We start from the raw sequence: 20304 nt of genomic DNA, 5'->3' as shown, positions 1-20304 counted from the left end.
GGGTCGGGGGTGCGGTGGTCATCGTCGTCCTCGCGTCGGTGGGGGGGAAGAGGGGTGGCGGTCGCCGCGGCTCAGCCGGCCCGGCGGGCGTAGGCCAGGCGCGGCAGGCGGTACGCGAGGTCGATCGCGGTCTCGACGGCCTCGTCGTGGCGGAGCCGGTGCTCCAGGACCAGCCGCGCCAGGAACCCGGCGTCGACGCGTCGCGACAGGTCGTGGCGGGCGGGGATGGAGGCGTAGGCGCGCGTGTCGTCGACGAAGCCCGAGGTGTTGAAGAACCCGGCCGTCTCGGTCGCCGTCTCCCGGAACCGGCGCATGCCCTCCGGGGAGTCGAGGAACCACCAGGGCGCCCCGAGCCGCAGCGAGGGGTACGCACCGGCCAGCGGGGCGAGCTCACGGCTGTACGCGGTCTCGTCGACGGTGAACAGCACCGCGCGGAACCGCGGGTCCGTGCCGAACGCCTGCAGCATCGGCCGCAGCGCCCGGGTGAACTCGGTCGCGACGGGGATGTCGAAGCCCTTGTCCTGCCCGTGCGCGGCGAGCACGCCGTCGTGGTGGTCCCGCAGCACGCCGGGGTGGATCTGCATGACCAGCCCGTCGTCGCACGCCATGCGCGCCATCTCGAACAGCATGTGCGCGGCGAAGGCGTGCACCTCGGCCGGGGTGACCGACCCGGGCTCGCCCCGCAGCGCCCGCGCGTACAGGTCCGCGGCGACCGACGCGTCGAGCGGCGTGGTGTCGGCGCTGAGGTGCCCGTGGTCGCTGGCGAGCGCGCCGGCGGCGACGAACGCGGCGCGGCGCTCCCGCAGCGAGGCCAGGTACCCGGCGTAGGTGTCCGTCGCGATGCCGCTGACCTCCGCGAGCTCGGCGACGTCCGCGCGCCACGCCGGGCGGTCCAGGTGGACCACCGCGTCGGGCCGGAACGTCGGGACGACCCGCTCCCCCAGCCCCTCGGCCGCGAGCCGGGCGTGGTGCTCGAGGCGGCTGGTGGCCGCGTCGGTCGTGGCCAGCAGCTCGATGGAGAACCGGTCGAGCAGCTGACGCGGGCGGAAGCCGGGCTCCGCGATCCGGGCGGCGACCCGGTCGAAGATCGCGTCCGCGGTCCCCTCGCTGGGCTCGACGTCGACGCCGAACACCTCGACGAGCTCGTGCTCGAGCCAGTAGCGCGACGGGGTGCCCCGGTACAGCGGCCAGCCGGCGCAGAACCGGCGGAAGATGGCGCGCGAGTCGGTCTCGACCGGGCCGCCGTCGACGCGCGGGATGCCGAGCGCCTCCGGGGCGACGCCCTGGGAGACCAGCATCCGCGTCACGTAGTGGTCGGGGACGACCAGCAGCTGCGCCGGGTCGGCGAACGGCCGGTTGTCCGCGAACGCCTCGACCTCGACGTGGCCGTGCATGCAGATGAGCGGCAGGCCGGCCGTCTCGGCGTAGATCTCGCGCGCGACGTCGCGCTGGCGGGGATCGAGCGGCAGGGCGCGGTCGGGGTGCACGGCCAGGGCGCGCGGCGTCGACGGGGCGATCGTGGTCATGGGACGTCCTTTGTCCGGAGCGGATCGACGGGTGCACCGTGGCGTGCACACGTGTGCATCGTTGCGGCGCCGACAGCCCCGCGGTCAGGACGAATGTCCCGACGTGCTGGGCGCGCGCCGGGCGCGAACGGTGCCTGTGTCATGCACACGACTGCATGCGACGCGGCCCGTACGATGTGGCGCAGCGCGGCACCGGGCGGCGCCGGCACGAGGAGGGGTTCCGCGGTGGCATCGACGGTCCGCGACGTGGCCGACCGCGCCGGGGTCTCCGCGTCGACCGTCTCCCGGGCGTTCACCCGCCCCGAGAAGGTCGACCCCGCGACGCGGCAGCGCATCCTCGAGATCGCCGAGGACCTGGGCTACCGGCCGAGCGGCGCGGCCCGCTCCCTGAAGACCGGCCGGTCCGGTGCCCTCGGCATCGTGGTGCCCGACCTGTCGAACCCGTTCTTCTCCGACGTCGTCCGCGGCACGCAGCGCCAGGCCCGCCGGTACGGGTACTCCGTGCTGCTCGCCGACAGCGACGAGGACCCCGGCACGGAGCTCGAGCTGGTGCGCACCCTGGCGCCCAACGTCGACGCGATCGTGCTCTGCGCACCCCGGATGTCCGACGACGACCTCGCGGAGGCCGCCGCCGTCCGCCCCGTCGTCCTGGTGAACCGCCGCACCGGGCCACCGGCCGCCCTGGTGGTGCCGCCGGTGACGGTGGACAACCGCGGCGGCGTCGAGCGGGCCGTGCGGCACCTGCAGGCCCTCGGGCACCGGCGCATCGGCTTCGTCGCCGGGCCCACGACCAGCCGGTCCAACGCGCAGCGCCGCGCGGCGTTCGTCGACGCGACCGCGGCACCGGGGTGCGAGGGCGTCGTGGTCGGCAGCTACGCCCCGACGGTCGAGGGCGGGGCGGCCGCCGCGGACGACGCCCTGCTCGCCGGCGTGACCGGCGTGGTCGTCTACAACGACATCATGGCCGCCGGCCTGCTGGGGCGGCTGACGCGGCTCGGGTTCGCGCTGCCGGAGCGGCTCAGCGTGGTCGGCTTCGACGACATCTCGCTGTCCGCGCTGCTCACCCCGGCGCTGACCACCGTGCACATCCCCCTGGAGCAGGCGGGCGCCGTCGCCGTCGACCGGCTGCACGCCCACCTCACGGGCGAGGACCTCGCGGCCGGCACGCTGGAGCCGCTGCCGACGGAGCTCGTGGTCCGGGCGAGCACCGAGGCCGTCCGCACCGCCTGACGCGCGGCCGTCCGCACCGCCTGACCCGCGGTCAGGCCGGGGCGTCCCACCAGAGGTCCGGCAGGCCGGGAGAGACGATCGCCAGCCCGTGGATCGCCCCGACCGCCGCCAGGCCGCGGTCGTAGGTCGCGACCGCAGTCACACCGGGCTGGGCCACCGCCACCCCGAGGTGCAGGGCCGCGAACGGGGACAGCACCCCGCTGCTGAACGCCGCCGAGCGCAGGGCCTGGTCCGAGTACCGGACCACCTCCAGCCGGTCCGCCACGGCGTGCGCGAGCGCGCGGACGTCCGTCGGCGCCAGGGCGGCTGCGTGGCGCAGCTCGCTCAGGGACAGCGACGTGACCAGGAGCTCCGGTTCGTGACCGGCCGCCCACCTCTGCCAGTCCTCGGCGTGCTGCTGTCCCGGGAGGTAGCGGACGAGCGCCGAACCATCGGCGTAGACCCGCACGCCACGCACCCTATCGTCGGCGTGCGGGTCGACCGCCTCAGGCCTTGCGGAGCCGCTCCATGGCGAGCTGCACCAGGGAGATCAGCGTCTGCTTCGTCGCGGTGCGCGAGCGCGCGTCCGTGTACAGCACCGGGACGTGCGCCGGGATGGCCAGGGCCTCGCGCACGTCCTCCAGCCGGTGCTTCGCGACGCCGTCGAAGCAGTTCACGCCCACGACGAACGGGATGCCGCGCGACTCGAAGTAGTCGACGGCCGGGAAGCACTGGTCGAGCCGGTCGGTGTCGACCAGCACGACAGCGCCGATCGCGCCGCGCACCAGGTCGTCCCACATGAACAGGAACCGGTCCTGGCCCGGGGTGCCGAACAGGTACAGCCACAGCGAGCCCGGCAACGCGATGCGGCCGAAGTCCATGGCGACGGTCGTCGAGGTCTTGCGGTCGGTCTGGCCGCCCGCGTCGTCCACGCCGACCGAGTGCTCGGTCATCGCGGCCTCGGTGTTGAGCGGCTCGATGTCGGAGATCGAGCCGATGAACGTCGTCTTGCCGACGGCGAAGCCGCCCGCGACGACGATCTTCACGACGGTGGGCGCAGGAGCACCGAGAGCGCCGGAGTCACCGGCCGGGCGAGCGGTGGGCACGGCGGTCGTCGCGCCGGCCACGGCGTCAGAGGGCGGAAATGCCATTGAGAACACTCTCCAGGACGCTCAGGGACAGGGCGGGCGACTGACCGGTGCGGACCTCGACCGGGTCGGAGGCGTGGACGCGGACGTAACCCGCGTCCGCCAGGTCGGACACGACGATGCGCACCACGCCGAGCGGCAGGTGCAGCAGGGCCGACAGCTCCGCGATGGAGATGTAGCCGTGCGACGCGTGCTGCAGGATCGCCCGCTTCTCGGGCGTGAGCCCCTGGCCTGCGACGCCGCCAGGGAGCAGCTCGACCAGTGCCTCGAGGGGGTAGTCGGACCGCTCCGAGCGCACCCGGCCGCCGGTGAGGGCGTACGGGCGGACGGTCCTCGTCTCGAACTCGCTCTCGCTCATCGTCACCTCACATGGTGGGAGCGCGCGTGGCGCCGTCGACGGGGAGGCTGCCCCGCATCTCGCTGATGAGCTGCGGGGTGAGCGTGGCCTCGGTCCGCGAGACGAGCATCGCCATCTCGTAGCCGATCAGGCCGACGTCGCACGTGGCGTCGGCCACCACGGCGAGGACGGACCCGTTGGACACGCTCATGAGGAAGAGGAACAGGTTGTCCATCTCCACGATCGCCTGGCGGACGTCGCCGGCGCGCAGCTGGCGCGCCGCCCCGCGGGTCAGGCTCGACATGCCCGCGACGATCGCCGAGAGCTGGTCGCCGCTGGTCCGGTCGAGCTGCTCGGACATCGCCATGAGCAGACCGTCGGCCGACACCACCAGCGTGTGCCGGGTGCCGGGCACGGTCCGGACGAAGTTGTCCAGGAGCCAGCCGAAGTTGGCTGCCTCGGTGCTGAGGGTGGTCACACATCCTCCTGACGTGATGCAGACGCGGTGGGCGGCTGCGGGGACGGTGTCACCATGACGGCGACGGCGGGACGGGCTGGTGGTCGGACTCGGTGCGGGGCTCGGAGTCGGTCTGCCCCTGGTCGGGCTCCCCGAGGGCACGACGCCCCCGGCGGGTCCCGGACTGGAAGCTCGACAGCCGGTCGCGCAGGCCGTCGGCGTCACGCGCCGTCGCCTGACCCGGGTCCGGGGTCGAGATCTCGGGAGCGGCGGGGATCGCCGTCGGCACCCGTCGGGTGAGCGAGCCGCCGGCGGGCCGGTCCACGACCTGCGGACGGTACGCGGACAGCTGGCTCAGCTCGCTCAAGGCCTGCTCCTGGATGTCGGCTCGCAGCGCGAGCATCGCGGCGGCCTCCGTGTCCATCCCGCCCGGGCGCCGGGCCGGTGCCTCCGCGGGCTGGGCGCCCGGGACGGCCGGCGACGGCTGCGCGGACCAGGACGGGGCGCCCGACGGCTGCGGGACGGCACCGCCCTCGGGCGACCACGAGGACGCCCAGGCGCTGATGTCGCGGTGCGGACGACGCTCCGCCGCAGGGGCGGCCTCGGCCGGCTCCGGCGCGGGCGGGGGGACGACGCCGCGGGTGCGGGTCGGCAGCGGCACCGCGGCGGCCGGGGCCTCCGGGGCCCACGCCGGCTCGGCCGGCTCCTGCACGGCGAACGGCTCGGTCGGCGCCGACCAGGCGGCCGGCTGCTCCGGCTGCGCGGGCCGGCCGACGAGCGGCTGGCCGAACGCGGGCTGGCCGAACGCGGGCTGGTCCGGCGCGGGCTGGCCGAACACGGGCTGGTGGGGCGCGGGCTGGTCCGGGACCGGCTGGCCCCAGGCCGGCGCGGGCTGCTGCTCGGCGGCCGGGGTGCCCCAGCCGGGGGCGGACAGCCACCCGGCCTCGGCGGCGGGCGCCGCGGACTCCGTCGGCTCGGGCTGCGGTGCGGACCAGCCCGGCGCGGCGAGCGGGGCGGGCTGCTCCTCGACCGGTGCCCAGGCCGCGGCCGGGAGCCACGACTGGTTGACCACGGGGGCGGGCAGCGAGGGGACCGCGGGCGCTGCCGACGCGGGCGGTACCGCGGGGGCAGCCGGTGCGGGCACCGCCGGGACGACCGGCGGCAGCGTGGGCGTGGTGGCGGCGGCGGGGACGGCCGGGGTCGGCACGGACGTCGCGGGCCACGCGGGAGCGACGGACGGCGCGGGGGCCGACTCGGCGCGGACCGGCGCCGGGTCGGCGGCCTTGCGGCGGAACGAGAAGAACGACCGGCGGGCGCGCTCGCGACGGGCCGGCTCGGCGACCGGCTCGTCGTCGCCGCGGACGAGGCTGGCGAAGTCCGGCAGGGCGGGGACGTCGGCCGGGACCGCCTGCGCCGCGGGGACCGCCGGCGGGACGGCAGCCGGCTCGGGGGCGAACGACGCAGGGACGACCGGCGCGGGGACGACCTGCTCCGCCACGGCGGTGGGCTCGAACGCCGGCGCGGGCTCCGCGACCGGGGCCACCGGGGCGACCGCGTCGGGCACGGGGGCGAACAGCTGCGTCTCGTCGGCGCGGCCGATCGGCGCGTCGGGCGCCACGGCCGCGGGCTGCTCGGCGATCGGGGCGACGTCACCCGACCACGCCAGCGGCGAGTCGAGGCTGGGCACGGTCGGGGCGTCGGCACCGGTCTGCTCGGACCACGCGGACCCGGTCCAGACGGGCTCGGCCTGCGCCTCGGCGGGCTCGGCGGCGGGCGCGGGCTCGGCCCACCCGCCCCAGGCACGGGCCTCGTCGAGCGGCTCGTCGGGCACGAGGCCGGGGACGACCAGCGCGGCCGGCTCGGGAGCGGCCTCGACCTCCGGCTCGGGCGCGACCTCGGGCTCGGCGGCGACCTCGGCCTCGGCGACGGCGTCGGGCTCGGCGTCCAGCACCGGAGCCCGGTCGAGCACGGACCCTGCCGTCAGCGGCGCCGACAGCGCGTCGAGGCGGGCGTGGTCGGCGGCGGACAGCTCGGGCTCGACCTCGGCGTGCGGGTCGACCTCGCGCTCCTCGGCGGCGTGCGGGGCCGCGTCCTCAGCCGGGGCGGCGACGTCGTCGGGCGCGGCGGCCTCGGCCGGAGTGCCGACCTCGACGGGCGCGACGGTCTCGGCGGGAGCGCGGCCCCCCGCGGGCGTCGTGACCGCCGTGGCCTCCGTGGCCCCTGCGCCGTCGGTGACCTCGCCGTCCCCCTGCCCGGCGGCGGCCTCGCGGCCACGGAACCCGGCGAACAGGCCGGTGCGCGGCCCGGCGGGCGCGGCGGGGGTCTCGGCCGGGGCGTCGGCGGGAGCGGCCGCGGGCGTGCGCGACGGCAGGCCGCCCCGGGTCGGCAGCGAGCCGCGGGACGCGAGGGGTGCGGGCGCGTCGGGGGCCGGTGCGACCAGCGGGGTCCAGCCCGCGGCCTCGGCGGCGATCTCCGGCGCGAGGGTCGTCTCGGCGGGCGCCGGCAGGACCACGTCCTGCTCGGTGGGCAGGTCGCGGCGCGCAGCCGGGGCGTCCGGGGTGGCGGGGGCGGACGGCGCGTCGGACGTGCGGCGGCGCGGCAGACCGGTGGTCGTGGAGCCGTCGGTGAGGGCGGCCAGGTCGACCGGGACGGCGACGGGTGCGTCGAGGACCGGCTGCGAGCCCGTGACGATGCGGTTCGCGCGCTCGTTCGCTGCGGGGCCGGCGAGCGCCGGGTCGTTCGCGGTGAACAGGCCGACCGGGAACGTGACGACCGCGATGGTCCCGGACATCCCGGAGCCGCTCGCCCGCTCCAGGCGGACCTTGGCGCCGAGGCGCTGCGCGAGGCGCGCCACCACGAACAGGCCCAGGCGCTGGGCGCCGAGGGCCTCGGTGGGCGACGTCGAGGCGATCGTGGTGTTCGCCTCGGTGAGCTCGTCGGGCGACATGCCCAGGCCCTGGTCGGTGATCTGGACGACGACCTGGTCGCCGTCGACACCGGTGGTGACGACGACGGGGGTGCCGGGCTCCGAGAACAGCGTGGCGTTCTCGAGGAGCTCGGCGAGCAGGTGGGCCGCGGCCAGGGCGTTGAAGCCGTGCATCAGCGGGTCGGCGTGCAGCTCCAGCTGGACGCGGTCGTACTGCTCGATCTCCGAGGACGCGGTGCGGACCACGTCGGACAGTGGCATGGCCTCGCGCAGGCGCCGGCCGGAGTCGATGCCGGCGAGCACGAGCAGCGACTCCGCGTTGCGGCGCATGCGGGTGGCGAGGTGGTCCAGGCGGAACAGGTTGGCCAGGGTCGCCGGGTCCTCCTCGGACCGCTCGAGCGAGTCGATGAACGACAGCTGGCGGCCGAGCAGCACCTGGTCGCGACGGGCGACGTTGACGAACATCTCCGCGATCGAGCCACGCAGGGCGGCCTGCTCGCGCGCCACCTGGAGGGTGGTGGCGTTCACGTCGTTGAACGCCTGGGCCAGGCGGCCGACCTCGTCCTGGGACTCGACGGGGATGTCGGCGAGGGTCAGGTCGGGGCTCTCGCCCGGGACCGCGACCTGCTCCACCAGGCGGGGCAGCTCCTCACGGACGGTGCCGGCGGCCGCGGTCAGGCGGCGCATCGGGACGACGATCCCCCGCGAGACGACGAACGCGATGACGATGGACAGCGCCGCGGCGGCGAGGGTGACGCCCACGGTGACGATCGTCTGGTCCCGCGCCTGGGTCGCGAGGGCGTCCGCGCGGTCCGTGGCGGACTCGAGCAGGTCGGTCGCGACCGGTCGCAGCGTGGCGAGCTCGGCGTTGACCAGGGTGTTCCACCGGGTCTGGTCGAGGACGGACACCGCGAGCTCGGTGCCGGAGACCATCGCGAGCTGCATCGCCGTGAGGTCGGCGTCGCGGGACGGGAGCTGGATGCCCTCGAGCCGCAGGTTGTTCGTGACGTCGCGGGCCTCGGAGCGGTGCTCGTCCTGGACGGCGAACAGCCCGGCGAGCTCGCGCACCTGGGCGCCGTCGGTGCCGTCCTCGCGGAGGACGTCGTCGGCGACGGGCTGGGCGCGGAGCACCTGCTCGATCGTGTCGGCGATCGCGCCGTAGGCGGACATCTGGCTGGCCAGGGACCGCTCGGACAGCGTCTCGGCCACCACGACCGGCACGTTGTTGTCGGCCCGGACGACGGCGGTGTAGTTGCTGTCGACGAGGGTCGGGGGGATCGACTCGGCGTCGACCCGGTCGCGGAGCTCGACGATCGACTCGTGCTGGTTGCTCGCGTTCTCGACGGCCTGCGCCACGCGGGGGTCCAGGCCGGAGAGGTCGACCTCCCGCAGCGCGACGCCGAGCGCGGCGATCGCGTCGTCGGTGGCGGAGCGCGAGGCGCCGATGTTGCCGCCGAGCGCGTCGTCGCCGGCCTTCTGCACCGAGAGCGTGCGCTCCTGCTGGAGCGCCTCGGCGGCGCGGGCGTAGGCCGGCAGGACGCCCACGACCTCGCTGACGGTGCCGGCCGTGCGGGCGTCACCGACCGACTGGACGGTGATGAAGCCGGCGGTGAGCAGCAGGACGAGCACGGGCAGCGCGAGGACCGCCAGCACCTTGGCGCGGATGCCGAGCCTGCGCAGCATGTCGACCTGCCTCCCGATCCCTCGTCCTCCACCCGGGTCGCCGCGAGCCGCGACCGGGTGCGGGTGCCCGCCGAGGGCGCCCGTCCGAACTCCATCGGCGCTCTCCCGCCCCGACATGAGCGCAACGGGACGATTCATCCGCTGTGTCCAGCGACGACACGGTGCGTAGGCTCGCACGATGCAGGTGGTCGAGGTCAAGAGCCCGGGCGGTCCGGAGCAGCTGCGGCTGGTCGACCGGCCCGATCCGGAGCCCGGTCCGGGCGAGGTGCTGGTGCGGGTCGCGGCGGCCGGCGTGAACCGCGCGGACCTGCTGCAGCGGCAGGGGAAGTACCCGCCGCCGCCGGGCGCGCCGGAGTGGCCGGGGCTCGAGGTGTCGGGCGTCGTCGCTGGTCACGGCCCCGGGACGGACGTGGGTCGGTGGCCGGTCGGGACACGTGTCGCGGCGCTGCTGGCCGGTGGCGGGTACGCGTCGGCGGTGACGGTGCCGGCCGGTCTGCTGCTGCCCGTGCCGGACGAGGTGGACCTGGTGGACGCCGCCGGCCTGCCCGAGGCGGTGTGCACCGCGTGGAGCAACCTGGTGGACGCCGGAGGACTCCGTCCGGGTGACGTGCTGCTGGTGCAGGGCGGTTCCGGCGGTGTCGGTTCGGTCGCCGTGCAGCTCGGAGCGGCCCTCGGGGCGCACGTCGTCGCGACCGCCGGCGGCGCGGAGCGGGCCGACCGGTGCCGGGAGCTCGGCGCCCGGACCGTCGTGGACCACCGAACGCAGGACGTGGTGGAGGCGGTGCGGGCCGCCACCGACGGGCACGGCGCCGACGTGGTGCTCGACGTCCTCGGTGCGGGTGGCCTCGCGACCAACCTCGCCGCGCTGGCGACCGGCGGGCGGCTCGTCGTCATCGGCACCCAGCGGGGTGCCCGCGGGGAGATCGACCTGGGCCTGCTGATGGCGCGACGGGCCAGCGTCATCGGCACCACCCTGCGGCCGCGCCCGCTCGCGGAGAAGGAGCGGGTCGTCGCCGACGTGCTCGCCCACGCCTGGCCGATGCTCACCGACGGGCGGCTCCGTCCGGTGGTGCACGCGCGCCTGCCGCTCGGCCGCGCCGGTGACGCGCACACGCTGCTCGACTCCGGCGAGGTGTTCGGCAAGGTGCTGCTGGTCCCGTGACGGCCGGACGGCCGTGCCATCGGGGGCCCGGCGCGAGAGGATGGCGGGCATGAGCGACGCGAGCAGCACCGGGCCCCAGGCCCCCCGGATCGTCGTGGTGGACGGCGACGCGCCCGCCACCGGCGCCGACGGGCAGCCGACGGAGCCCGAGGAGGACGACGGCCCCGCGGGCACGGTCGGGCAGCCGGCCAAGGTCATGCGGATCGGCACGATGATCAAGCAGCTGCTCGAGGAGGTCCGCAGCGCCCCGCTGGACGAGGCCGCCCGCGCCCGCCTGGCCGAGGTGCACGAGCGGTCGCTGCGCGAGCTGGAGGACGGCCTGTCCCCCGAGCTCATCGACGAGCTGCACCGCATCACCCTGCCGTTCGCCGACTCGCAGACGCCGAGCGACGCGGAGCTGCGGATCGCGCAGGCGCAGCTGGTCGGCTGGCTCGAGGGCCTGTTCCACGGCATCCAGACGGCGCTGGTCGCGCAGCAGATGGCCGCGCAGGCCCAGCTCACGCAGATGCGGCGGGCGCTGCCGGGCGGCCACCCGGCCCCGGGCTCGCCGGGGATGCCGGGCGGACCGGTGCCGGGCGCGTCGTCGTCGGAGCCCGGACCCGGTCAGTACCTCTAGGCCGGGGCCCTACGCGGGCGCCCGGCGGGTGGCCGTCAGCACGATGGCGACCGAGACGCAGGCCAGGCCGACGACCTCCCAGCCGTGCGGCAGCTGCCGCAGCGCGACCGCCCCGACCACGGCGGCCGTCGCGGGCAGCATCGCCAGCAGCACGGCGAACGTCGCGGCGGTCACCCGGCGGAGCACCACCTGCTCGATCGCGTAGGGCACCACGGACGACAGCACCGCGATGCCGACCACCGCGAGCGCCAGGCCGGCGTCATGCAGCACGGGCGCCGCGGGCGCGGCCAGGAAGGGCGCACCGACCAGCGCACCGGCGGTCATGCCGACGGCCAGCGACGTGATGCCGTCGGGGCGGGCGCGCCCGCCCTGCTCCGCGCCCTGCGCCGGGTCCTGCCCCTCCGCCGGGTCCCGGGCCCCCTGCGCGACCCGTCGGCCGAGCAGGATGTACCCGGCCCAGCACGCGGCGGCCACGCCGATGGCCACCAGCCCGCGGGTCGCGTCGTCGCCGCCGGCGCGCAGCTCCACCCCCGCGAGGGCGACGACCCCCGCCGCCGCGACGACGATCCCGAGCCGCTCCCGCCAGGTCCGCCCCGTGACGGCGGCGACGGCCACGGGTCCGAGGAACTCGATCGCCACCGCCGTGCCGAGCGGCAGGACGTCGATCGCCACGTAGAACGACACGTTCATCGCCGCGAGCACGACGCCGAACGTGGCCGCCGCCACCAGGTCGCCGCGCGTCCAGCGGGCGCGCCACGGCCGGCGCCACGCGAGCAGGACCAGTGCCGCCACCGCGATCCGCAGCCAGGCGACGGTCGGCGACGCGATCACCGCGAACAGCGCGACCGCGAGCGCCGCGCCGCCGTACTGCGCGAGCCCGGAGACGAGGAACAGCGCCGGTGCCGGCACGCGTCCGACGACGCCACCGGGCCCGGGTGTCGCGCCCGGCGGTGCCGGCACCTCGGTCGACGCGGTCACCTGGTCGCCCGTCACCGCGCCGACGCCCGGCCCGCGAGCGCGACCTGCCCGCCGACGCCGAGGTCGGGCACCTCGTCGCCGGGACGGGCACCGGCGCGGTCGCGACGCTCGTGCAGCAGCGCAGCGTGCTCTGTGCGCTGCAGGAAGTCCCGGATGGTGTCGCGGCTGCGCGTCAGGCACGCGATCCGCGCCTCGAGGTCCTGCAGCTCCGCGGCGAAGAGCTCCGCGACGCCCCGCGGGCACGCCTCGGCGACGGCCGCGGCCGACTGCGTCGCCTCCGCCCGCTCCAGGTCGAGCAGCGCGCGGATGAGCCGCGTGGGCACGCCGGACCGGATGAGCAGCGCGATCCGCTGCACCACCGCGACGTCGGTCTCCGCGTAGGAGCGGTACGCGTTGCCGGACCGCTCGGGGGCGATGAGGCCCTGCTCCTCGTAATACCGCAGCAGCCGCGTCGACACCCCGGTCCGCTCCGCCAGCTCACCGATCCGCACGTCCCGACCCCCCTTGACCTTCACACTGATGTCAAACTCTACGGTCGCGGCATGAGCACAGCACACCCTCGCACCGGGGCCGTCGTGTCCGGCGAGCCGGTCGCGTCCGTCGCGTCCGGAGAGCCCGCCGCCCTGCCGTGGCCGAGCCTGCTCACCCTCGGCGCGGTCACCTTCACGGTCGTGGCGGCCGAGATGCTGCCCACCGCCGTGCTCCCTGCCATGAGCGCCGACCTCGGCGTCCCCGCGTCCCGCACCGGCATGCTCGTGTCCGCGTGGGCGCTCATGGTGGTCGTGGCCAGCTTCCCGCTCGTCCGGCTCACCCGCCGCGTCGACGGCCGGCGGGTGATCGCGGCGGCCGTGCTGGTGCTCGGCGCGTCGAGCGCCGTCACCGCGGCCGCGGGGTCGTTCGGCGTGGCCCTCGGGTCGCGGCTGGTCGGCGCCGCGGCGTGCGGGCTGCTGTGGGCGACGGTCAACGCGCACAGCGCGGCCATCGTGCCGCCGGACCGCCTGGCCCGCTCCGTCGCGGTCGTCCTCGGCGGCGCCACCCTCGGCACCGTGCTGGGGGTGCCGGCCGCGAGCGCCGCCGCGGACGTGTGGGGCTGGCGGACGGGCTTCGTCGGGGTGGCGGTCGTGTCGCTGCCGGCCGCGGCCGCGGTGCTCACGCTGGTCCGCCCGGCGCCCGGTGCGGTCGGGCCCGGCCCCGAGCCGTCCCCCGCCGCCCGGTCGGACGCCTCGGCGCTGCGGCCCGTGCTGGTGACCGCGGCCCTCGGCGGGCTGCTGCTGGTCGGGCACTTCGCGGCGTACACGTTCGTCGCGCCGCTCCTGGCGGGCACGGCCTCGCGGACCCCCGGCGGGCTCAGCGGGCTGCTGCTCGGGTTCGGGGTCCTGTCGGCGGTCGGGACCGTGCTGGTCGGCCGGGTGGGCGACCGGCGGCCGGCCCTCGCCCTGGTCGGCACGGCGGCGGCCGTCACCGTCGTGCTCGCCCTGCTCGGGGTGCTCGGCCGCGCGGCGGCGGTCGACCTGGCGCTCGTCGCCGTGTGGGGCCTGGCCACCGGCGCGTTCCCGCCGCTGGCACAGACGGCGATCATGCGGGCCGCGGGACCGCGGCTGCGGTCGCTCGCGGGGACGCTCATCCCGGTGACGTTCAACCTGGGCATCGCGGTGGGCGCGGCGGCGGGCAGCGCGGTGGTCGCCGCCCACCGGCCCGGCGCGCCCCCTGCGCGGACGGCCCCTGCTCACGCTCGTCGGCGTCGCGTTCGGCCTGTTCCTGGTGGGCCTCGACTCGACCGTCGTGTCGATCGTGAACCCCGCGATCGCCGCCGACCTCGGCACCTCGTTCGCGCAGCTCCAGTGGATCACCCACGGCTACCTGCTCGGGCTCGCGGTGTTCCTGATCCTGGCCGGCAAGCTCGGCGACAAGTACGGCCACCGCACCCTGTACCTCGTGGGCCTCGTGGTGTTCACCGCCGCGAGCGTCGCCATCGGCCTGTCGTCGACCGCCGGCGCCGTCATCGCGTTCCGCGTCGTGCAGGGCATCGGCGCCGCGGTGCTCATGCCGCAGACGCTCGCCATGCTGCGCGCCACCTTCCCGCGCGAGAAGTTCGGCATGGCGGTCGGCCTCTGGGGCGGCATCTCGAGCATCGCCATCGCGGCGGGGCCGACGCTCGCAGGCGCGCTGGAGGCGTCGTTCGGGTGGGAGTCCGTCTTCTACGTCAACGTCCCGGTCGCCGCGATCGGGCTCGTGTACTCCGCGTTCCTGCTGCCCCGCACCAGCTTCCCGTCCGAGGGCCGGTTCGACGTCCGCGGCGTGGTCGTGCTCGGCGTCGGCCTGTGCGCGACCGTCTTCGCGATCGTCCAGTCGGAGTCCTGGGGCTGGGGCTCCCCCCGCACCCTCGGCCTGCTCGCCGCGGGCGTGCTCGTGATCGCCGGCTTCCTCGCCCTGCAGGCGCGCACCGCCAACGCGCTGCTGCCGCTGTCCCTGTTCCGCGGCACCACCGTGGCGACCGGCGGCCTGATCATCGCGGTGAACTTCTTCGTCCTGCTCGGCGCGACGTTCCTGCTGCCGATGTTCTTCATCAACCTGCGCGGCGCGACGGGCCTCCAGGCGGGCGTCATGATCCTGCCGCTCAGCGCCCTGTCGATCGTCGCCGCTCCGGTCGGCGCCCTGCTGGTGTCGCGGCTCGGGACCCGGTTCACCGCGGTGCTCAGCCTCGGCCTGACCGCCGTGGCGCTCCTCGTGCTGCTCGACGCGTCGGCCGACTCGTCCTACGGCGTCATCGCGGCGGCGTTCGTCGTGCTCGCGTTCGGTGCCGGCATGACCATCACCGCGGGTGCGGAGGCGGTCGTCGGGTCCGCGCCCGTGCACCTGGCGGGCGTCGCCGGCGGGTTCCAGTCCACCTGCATCCAGATCGGCGGGGCGCTGGGCACGGCCGTCATGTCGGCGGTCGTCGCCGCGCGGGTCGGCTCCGGAGCGGCCGGGCTCGGCCTCGGCGAGCACGAGCTCGAGGGCCTCGCCCAGGGCGCGGTGCCCGCGCACCTCGACGCGGCCGGCGCGGCGCTCGCGACCGGCGCCTACGAGTCCGGCCTGCACAGCGCGTTCGCCGTCGGTGCGGTCCTCGCGATGGCCGCCGCCGCCGTGGCGTTCGTGTCGCTGCGCGGCATGCGGCACGCGTCGGTCGAGCAGGTGCTGGCCGAGACCGTCGAGGGCGAGGCGGGGCACGCCTGACGCTTCGCGGCCCGGCGGACCTACCCTGACCGGCATGGAGCCGACCTGGTCCGGGTCCCGCCGGGCGTTCGCCGAGGCCGCGCGGTGGTTCGCGGCGACCGTCACCCGCGTGGACGACCGCTGGGACGAGCCGGGCCTGGGCGACTGGGACGTCCGCGCCCTGGTCGGCCACACCACCCGGGCGCTGCTCACGGTCGAGGCGTACCTCGCCGCGCCCGCGGTGCGCGTGGACCTCGCGTCGCCGGCCGCGTACCTGCGCGCGACCACGGCCGTCGCCGCCGGGCCGGAGGTGACCGCCCGGGGCCGCACGGCCGGCGACGCGCTCGGCGCGGACCCGGTCGCCGCGGTCGCGGCCACCGCGGAGCGCGTCGTCCGCCTCGTCGACGCGCAGGACGGCACCGCGCTCATCAGCACCGTGGCGGGCGGCATGCGGCTCGCGGACTACCTCCCGACCCGCACGTTCGAGCTCGTCGTGCACACGTGCGACCTCGCCCGCGCTCTGTCGCTCCCGGCGGACGTCCCCCGCGAGGCCGCCGGGCACGCGCTGGCGCTGGCCGCGGACGCGGCGGCAGCGCGCGGGGACGCGGCGGCCGTGCTGCTCGCGCTGACCGGGCGGACCGCGCTGCCCGCGGGGTACTCGGTCCTGGCCTGACGGCAGGCGGCCGGCGGGCCATCCGGCGGCTCCCCCGGTCCGCACCCGGCCCCGGCCTGCCGATCGGGTGAACGCCGGACCGTTCACGACCCGGACGCGTTCGGCAGGGTCACTGTCAGCAGGGTCGCGACCCACCCGGGTCCACGCCCATCCGCGCCGGGCCGCCCGCGCGCGACGAGGGAGGAACGAGATGCCCCGAGCACGCGGAGGCCGGGCGCTCGCCGGCGTGCTTGGGGCCGCCGTGCTCGCACCGGCGGTGACGGCCTGCGTGCCGTGGGACGGAGGCACCTCCGCGCCCGCGGTCGTGAACGAGACGTCCTCGAGGGTCCTCGTCACCGTCACGGGGACCGACCTCGACGTGAGCGTCCCCGCCGGCCGGACCTGGGAGGGCGAGGAGGACGCCTCCTGCGTCGGCACCGCGATCGTGGTGCGGGCCGAGGACGGCACCCCGCTCGCGGAGTTCGACCACCCGCTGTGCAGCACCACGGTGGTCGAGGTGCGTGCCGACGGCTCGGTCTCGTTCCGCGACTACGCGGACGACACCCGGGAGACCGCGACGCCCTCCGCCGTCGCCACCCCCGGGGCCGGGCCGTGACGACGGTCGGCTGACGCGCCATTCACCGCTCCGGGGCAGCGGCGACGTCCTGGCCGGCGGGGGCCGTGACCGGCCGGAAGCCCTTCACCAGCAGCCACAGGCCCAGCGACAGCTCCCACACGAACACGGGCGCGACGGCCACCGCGGACGCCGCCGACAGCTGCTCGTTCACCCCGAACGCCGTCGCGAGGTCCGACACCAGCAGCAGCGGCGCCCCGACCAGTCCGGCCACCGGGATGGCCCGGGGCACCAGGCCAGAGCGCAGCATCAGCGGCGCCAGCAGCAGCGCGTTCACGGCCGCCATCACCCCGGGGCCGAGCAGGAAGGTCCAGTCGCGCACCGCGACGAGGCCCTGCGCCACTGCCACCCGTGCGGCGTCGTCCGTGCCGGGCGCCACCTCCTGCCGCAGGCTGACGACGGCGAGCAGGCTCACGACGCCGATCGCGATCACCGCCGCCTCGACCAGCCGGGACGCGACGAACCCGAGAGCGAGGTGCTCGCCCCAGCGCCTGACGACCGGGAACAGGACGACCGCCGTGCCGACGCACGCGAGCGCGTTCACGAGGTCGAGCAGCGCGCCGGCGGTGACGGCGCCGTCCGCCCCGGCGCCGAGCACGTACGCCGGGTCGTCGAGCACCGGGCCGAGCAGCGGGAGCGCGGCGATCGAGGCGACGAACGTCAGCAGGTACAGCGCCCCGGCCAGCCGGGCGGTCCCCCGGTACGGGGTCGCCGCGGCGGGCACGGCGGACGGCGCGGGGGCAGGGGCAGGGGCGGCGGCGGGCGCGGACATGGCGGCTCCTCGGTGCGGTGCGGTGCGGCGGTCGACTGCCGGTCCGCCGTGCGGCACCGTACGGACGCACGTGGTGAGGGCGGATCACCACACCTGGTGAGGCCGCGGGTGAGACGTCACCGGCCGGCGGGCCGACCGCCCAGCAGGCCGAGCTCCTCGCCACGTCGCACGGCGGCCCGCCGGTTCTGCACGCCGAGCTTGGCGTAGACGTTCCGGGTGTGGGTGCGCAGGGTGTTGAGGGACAGCCCGAGCTCACGGGCCATGGCCGGTCCGTCGAGGTCCCCGCCGAGCAGCCGCAGCACGTCCCGCTCGCGCGCGGTGAGCGGCGCGACGACCGGCCCCGTGGACCGGGCCGGCCTGTCCGGCATGGTCGGCCGGCCCGCCGCCGTGCGCTCCGCGGCCGCGGCCAGGACCCGCGCGGACGGGTGGGCACCGGGCTGGTCCGCGAGGCGGCGCAGCAGGGTCGCCATCGGCGCGCCCTCGTCCGCGAGCACCCGCACGTGCCCCTCCCGGGCGGCTAGACGCACCGCGCGGTCGAGCACGTCCAGCGCGCCCGGCATGTCACCGAGCCCGCGCCGCACCAGGGCCTGGAGGGCGAGGACCTCGAGCACGCTGCCCGCGCGTCCGCCGGCCTCCGCCGCCGCGAGCAGCCGCGCGAGCAGCCGGTCCGCGCCGGCCAGCGCGGCGCGGTCGCCGCCGGCACGGTGCTCCGCGAGCAGCACCCGCACGAGGGTGAGGTGCTGGGCCTCCCGCCGGTACGTCGGCTCGTCGTCGGTCCCGACCCCGCTGGCGCCCACCCACCGCCGCGCGTCGACGAGGTGCCCCGCGCGCGCCTGCACCGTCGCGCGCACGGCGGCCACCGGGCGCACGTCGGGGAAGTAGTCGGCCACGTAGTGGCGCTCGGCCTCGTCCAGCAGCCCGACCGCCGCGTCCGTGTCACCCTGCGCCGCCCGGATCAGCGCGTCGACCACGAGGGCGCGGTGCCGGTTCTGCGGCAGCGCCGCACCGGGGCCGAGCGCCGCGGCGGCGTCGACCTGCCTGCTCGCGGCGTCGAGCTCGTCGCGCTCCCGCAGCACACCGGCCAGGCCCACGTGCAGGTCGGCGGCGCCGCGCAGGCCGTCCGCCGTCTCCAGCGCCCGCCTGTAGCCGTCGGCCGCGTCGGTGAGCCGCCCCTGTGCCGTGCGGATGTCGCCGAGCGCGAGCAGCGCGCCGAACGTGTCGGCGTGGTGCTCGGCGCGGCGCAGCGCGGCCAGCGACTCCCCCCACCACCGCTCCGCGGCCTCGAGGTCGCCGTCGCTCCACGCGGCCAGGCCGAGCAGCCCGGCAGCGGCGCCGCGGCCCAGGTGCTCGTCGGGCCCGAGCAGGTCGAGAGCCCGGCCGGCGTGCCGCGCCGCGCCGGCGTCGTCCCCCGCGGCCCGGGCCTGAGCGGCGCGGAACACGGCCGCCTGGGCGACGACCGGGGCGGCCTCCGGCGGGACCGGCCCGTCGCCGTCGACGCCGACGGCTCGCTCGACGTGCCCCAGCAGCTCCGCGACGCCGTCGAGCCGCCCCTCCGCCAGCAGCGCGCCGGCGTACCCCAGGGCGAGCGCCGGACGCGCGCCCACCACGTCGGGGGGCAGCGCGTCGCACCACTGCCGGACCGTCGCCTCCTGGCGCGCCCGCCGCATCGCCGGCACCGCCGCCTCGACCAGCGCCGCCGCTCCGTGCAGGTCCCCGCCGGCGAGCGCGTGCCGCACCGCCTCCGCGGGCTCGTCCCGCTCCGCCCACCACCGCGAGGCGCGCACGTGCAGGTCCGCCACCTCCGCCGGCCGCTCGCGGGTGAGGCGCGACGCCAGCAGCTCGCCGAACAGGTGGTGGTACCGGAACCAGCGCCGCTCGTCGTCCAGCGGCACCAGGAACAGCTGGCCGCGGTCGAGCTCCTCGAGCCGGAGAGCACCCCCGGTCGTGCCCGTGACGGCGTCGCACAGCGGCCCCGTCAGCCGGGACAGCACGCTGGTCCGCAGCAGGAAGTCCCGGACCTCGTCGGGCTGCCGGTCCAGGACCTCGTCGGCCAGGTAGTCCGCGACGTGCCGGTGCTCCCCCGTGATCCGCGCCAGGACACCGGGCCCGTCGGGTGCGGCGCGCACGGCGAGCAGCGCGAGCTGCACCGCGGCGGCCCAGCCCTCGGTGCGGTCCGACAGCAGCGCGACGTCCGACGGCTCCAGCGCGACGTGCGCGGCAACGACGACGGCGCCGACCTCGTCCGGGGTCAGCCGCAGGTCCGCCGGGCCCAGCTCCACCAGCTCGCCGCGCGCCCGCAGCCTCGGCAGCGGCACCGCCGGGTCCGACCGCCCCGCCAGCACGACGTGCGCCCGCGCCGGCAGGTGGTCGACGAGGAACCCGAGGTCCGGCCACACCCCCGGCCCGGCGAGGTGCACGTCGTCGAGCACCAGGACCACGTGACCCTCGACGTCCGCGAGCGCGTCGACCACCGCCGCGAGCACCACCGGCACGGGCTCGCCCGTGTCCAGCAGCCCCCGCGCCACCGCGCACGCACCCGGCACCGCCGCGTCGAGCGCGTCGAGCACGGACGGCCACAGGACGGCGGGGTCGCCGTCCCGGTCGTCGAGCGCCACCCAGCCGACGCGGGCACCACCCGCCCCGGCGGCGAGCCACTGCGCCAGGAGCGTGCTCTTGCCGTAGCCCGCCGGTGCGGTGACGACCGTCAGGCGCGCGTGCGTGACGGACGCCAGCAGGTCCAGCAGCCGCGGACGCGCGACCCGGCCCGGACGCGCCGGCGGGACCCGCACCCGGCCCATGGGGGCTGCCTGCATGTCACTCCCGGTCGCCGCTCGCCGCGGCGTCACCCGCACCGCGCGGGGAATGTCTACCACGCCGCCCGGACGCCGCCGTCGGGCGGTCCGGAGCCGCCCCGCGCGGCTGGCCGGCGGGCGGGCGGGCGACGACGTGCGGGAACGACGAAGGCCCGGACCAACTGGTCCGGGCCTTCGTCACCGATCTGCATCGGCA

Annotated in this window: 16 protein-coding genes and 1 pseudogene; 7 read left to right on the top strand and 10 right to left on the bottom strand. The window is 77.0% G+C overall.

Annotation, left to right across the window (positions count from 1 at the left end; genetic code table 11):
• Positions 1-71: 71 nt before the first annotated feature.
• The gene (uxaC, locus tag KJP73_RS01670; protein WP_213281020.1) at positions 72-1526 is read right to left on the bottom strand and encodes a glucuronate isomerase; all 1455 of its coding nucleotides are present in this window, start codon (positions 1524-1526) and stop codon (positions 72-74) included.
• Between the two features lie 225 nt (positions 1527-1751).
• Between uxaC and KJP73_RS01665 the strand changes: the two genes are divergently transcribed.
• Positions 1752-2756, top strand: coding sequence for a LacI family DNA-binding transcriptional regulator (locus tag KJP73_RS01665; RefSeq protein ID WP_213281019.1), 1005 nt, complete (start codon positions 1752-1754; stop codon positions 2754-2756).
• 31 nt (positions 2757-2787) lie between these two features.
• Here KJP73_RS01665 and KJP73_RS01660 read toward each other — a convergent pair whose 3' ends face one another.
• The 5 genes from KJP73_RS01660 to KJP73_RS01640 are packed head-to-tail and all read right to left on the bottom strand — an operon-like array spanning position 2788 to position 9286.
• A complete protein-coding gene (locus KJP73_RS01660; RefSeq protein ID WP_249669011.1) occupies positions 2788-3204 on the bottom strand; it encodes a PIN domain-containing protein in 417 nt (138 codons plus the stop codon).
• Between the two features lie 37 nt (positions 3205-3241).
• Positions 3242-3886, bottom strand: coding sequence for a GTP-binding protein (locus KJP73_RS01655; protein ID WP_213281017.1), 645 nt, complete (start codon positions 3884-3886; stop codon positions 3242-3244).
• Positions 3867-4241 (bottom strand): DUF742 domain-containing protein, encoded by a 375-nt coding sequence (locus tag KJP73_RS01650; RefSeq protein ID WP_213281016.1) that lies wholly within the window; start codon positions 4239-4241, stop codon positions 3867-3869. Before KJP73_RS01650 ends, KJP73_RS01655 begins: the two co-directional genes overlap by 20 nt.
• A gap of 7 nt (positions 4242-4248) precedes the next feature.
• Positions 4249-4698 carry a roadblock/LC7 domain-containing protein gene (locus KJP73_RS01645; RefSeq protein WP_213281015.1) on the bottom strand — a complete coding sequence of 150 codons (450 nt, stop codon included), beginning with the start codon at positions 4696-4698 and terminating at the stop codon, positions 4249-4251.
• A gap of 49 nt (positions 4699-4747) precedes the next feature.
• The gene (locus KJP73_RS01640) at positions 4748-9286 is read right to left on the bottom strand and encodes a sensor histidine kinase (RefSeq protein WP_213281014.1); all 4539 of its coding nucleotides are present in this window, start codon (positions 9284-9286) and stop codon (positions 4748-4750) included.
• 178 nt (positions 9287-9464) lie between these two features.
• On the opposite strand from KJP73_RS01640, the gene KJP73_RS01635 reads away from it, so the two are divergent.
• On the top strand, positions 9465-10448 hold the full coding sequence (locus tag KJP73_RS01635) for an NAD(P)H-quinone oxidoreductase (protein ID WP_213281013.1): 984 nt from the start codon (positions 9465-9467) through the stop codon (positions 10446-10448).
• Positions 10449-10488: 40 nt separating this feature from the next.
• Positions 10489-11064, top strand: coding sequence for a bacterial proteasome activator family protein (locus tag KJP73_RS01630; RefSeq protein ID WP_433995134.1), 576 nt, complete (start codon positions 10489-10491; stop codon positions 11062-11064).
• Between the two features lie 9 nt (positions 11065-11073).
• Here the strand turns inward: KJP73_RS01630 and KJP73_RS01625 are convergent, their stop codons facing one another.
• Positions 11074-11973, bottom strand: a complete 900-nt coding sequence (locus KJP73_RS01625; protein WP_213281025.1) for an EamA family transporter — start codon at positions 11971-11973, stop codon at positions 11074-11076.
• Positions 11974-12053: 80 nt separating this feature from the next.
• Positions 12054-12533 carry a MerR family transcriptional regulator gene (locus tag KJP73_RS01620; protein ID WP_213281011.1) on the bottom strand — a complete coding sequence of 160 codons (480 nt, stop codon included), beginning with the start codon at positions 12531-12533 and terminating at the stop codon, positions 12054-12056.
• Positions 12534-12584: 51 nt separating this feature from the next.
• On the opposite strand from KJP73_RS01620, the pseudogene KJP73_RS01615 reads away from it, so the two are divergent.
• The 4 genes and pseudogenes from KJP73_RS01615 to KJP73_RS01600 form a co-directional block, all read left to right on the top strand.
• Positions 12585-13643: pseudogene (locus tag KJP73_RS01615) on the top strand (MFS transporter); the annotation flags it as partial.
• Between the two features lie 106 nt (positions 13644-13749).
• Complete coding sequence (locus KJP73_RS01610; protein WP_349628263.1) at positions 13750-15258, top strand: DHA2 family efflux MFS transporter permease subunit; 1509 nt, start codon at positions 13750-13752, stop codon at positions 15256-15258.
• A 34-nt stretch (positions 15259-15292) separates the two neighbouring features.
• The gene (locus KJP73_RS01605) at positions 15293-15910 is read left to right on the top strand and encodes a maleylpyruvate isomerase N-terminal domain-containing protein (RefSeq protein ID WP_213281009.1); all 618 of its coding nucleotides are present in this window, start codon (positions 15293-15295) and stop codon (positions 15908-15910) included.
• A gap of 190 nt (positions 15911-16100) precedes the next feature.
• A complete protein-coding gene (locus KJP73_RS01600; protein ID WP_213281008.1) occupies positions 16101-16505 on the top strand; it encodes a hypothetical protein in 405 nt (134 codons plus the stop codon).
• 22 nt (positions 16506-16527) lie between these two features.
• Here the strand turns inward: KJP73_RS01600 and KJP73_RS01595 are convergent, their stop codons facing one another.
• Both KJP73_RS01595 and KJP73_RS01590 read right to left on the bottom strand, forming a co-directional pair.
• Positions 16528-17295 carry a DUF4386 domain-containing protein gene (locus tag KJP73_RS01595; RefSeq protein WP_213281007.1) on the bottom strand — a complete coding sequence of 256 codons (768 nt, stop codon included), beginning with the start codon at positions 17293-17295 and terminating at the stop codon, positions 16528-16530.
• A gap of 116 nt (positions 17296-17411) precedes the next feature.
• A complete protein-coding gene (locus KJP73_RS01590; protein WP_213281006.1) occupies positions 17412-20108 on the bottom strand; it encodes a LuxR C-terminal-related transcriptional regulator in 2697 nt (898 codons plus the stop codon).
• Positions 20109-20304: the final 196 nt, after the last annotated feature.

Origin of the sequence: Cellulomonas hominis (genome assembly GCF_901521055.1) — a bacterium.
GTDB classification, from domain to species: Bacteria; Actinomycetota; Actinomycetes; order Actinomycetales; family Cellulomonadaceae; genus Cellulomonas; species Cellulomonas endometrii.
Note: the sequence above shows the minus strand (reverse complement) of the source record. Positions and strands in the feature narration are given on the sequence as shown.

Excerpts from the sequence above, each read along its gene's own strand:
- KJP73_RS01635 (WP_213281013.1), top strand. The coding sequence starts at position 9,465 with ATGCAGGTGGTCGAGGTCAAGAGCCCGGGCGGTCCGGAGCAGCTGCGG.
- KJP73_RS01590 (WP_213281006.1), bottom strand. The coding sequence starts at position 20,108 with ATGCAGGCAGCCCCCATGGGCCGGGTGCGGGTCCCGCCGGCGCGTCCG.
- KJP73_RS01595 (WP_213281007.1), bottom strand. The coding sequence starts at position 17,295 with ATGTCCGCGCCCGCCGCCGCCCCTGCCCCTGCCCCCGCGCCGTCCGCC.
- KJP73_RS01600 (WP_213281008.1), top strand. The coding sequence starts at position 16,101 with ATGCCCCGAGCACGCGGAGGCCGGGCGCTCGCCGGCGTGCTTGGGGCC.
- KJP73_RS01655 (WP_213281017.1), bottom strand. The coding sequence starts at position 3,886 with ATGGCATTTCCGCCCTCTGACGCCGTGGCCGGCGCGACGACCGCCGTG.
- KJP73_RS01630 (WP_433995134.1), top strand. The coding sequence starts at position 10,489 with ATGGCGGGCATGAGCGACGCGAGCAGCACCGGGCCCCAGGCCCCCCGG.
- KJP73_RS01650 (WP_213281016.1), bottom strand. The coding sequence starts at position 4,241 with ATGAGCGAGAGCGAGTTCGAGACGAGGACCGTCCGCCCGTACGCCCTC.
- uxaC (WP_213281020.1), bottom strand. The coding sequence starts at position 1,526 with ATGACCACGATCGCCCCGTCGACGCCGCGCGCCCTGGCCGTGCACCCC.
- KJP73_RS01605 (WP_213281009.1), top strand. The coding sequence starts at position 15,293 with ATGGAGCCGACCTGGTCCGGGTCCCGCCGGGCGTTCGCCGAGGCCGCG.
- KJP73_RS01640 (WP_213281014.1), bottom strand. The coding sequence starts at position 9,286 with ATGCTGCGCAGGCTCGGCATCCGCGCCAAGGTGCTGGCGGTCCTCGCG.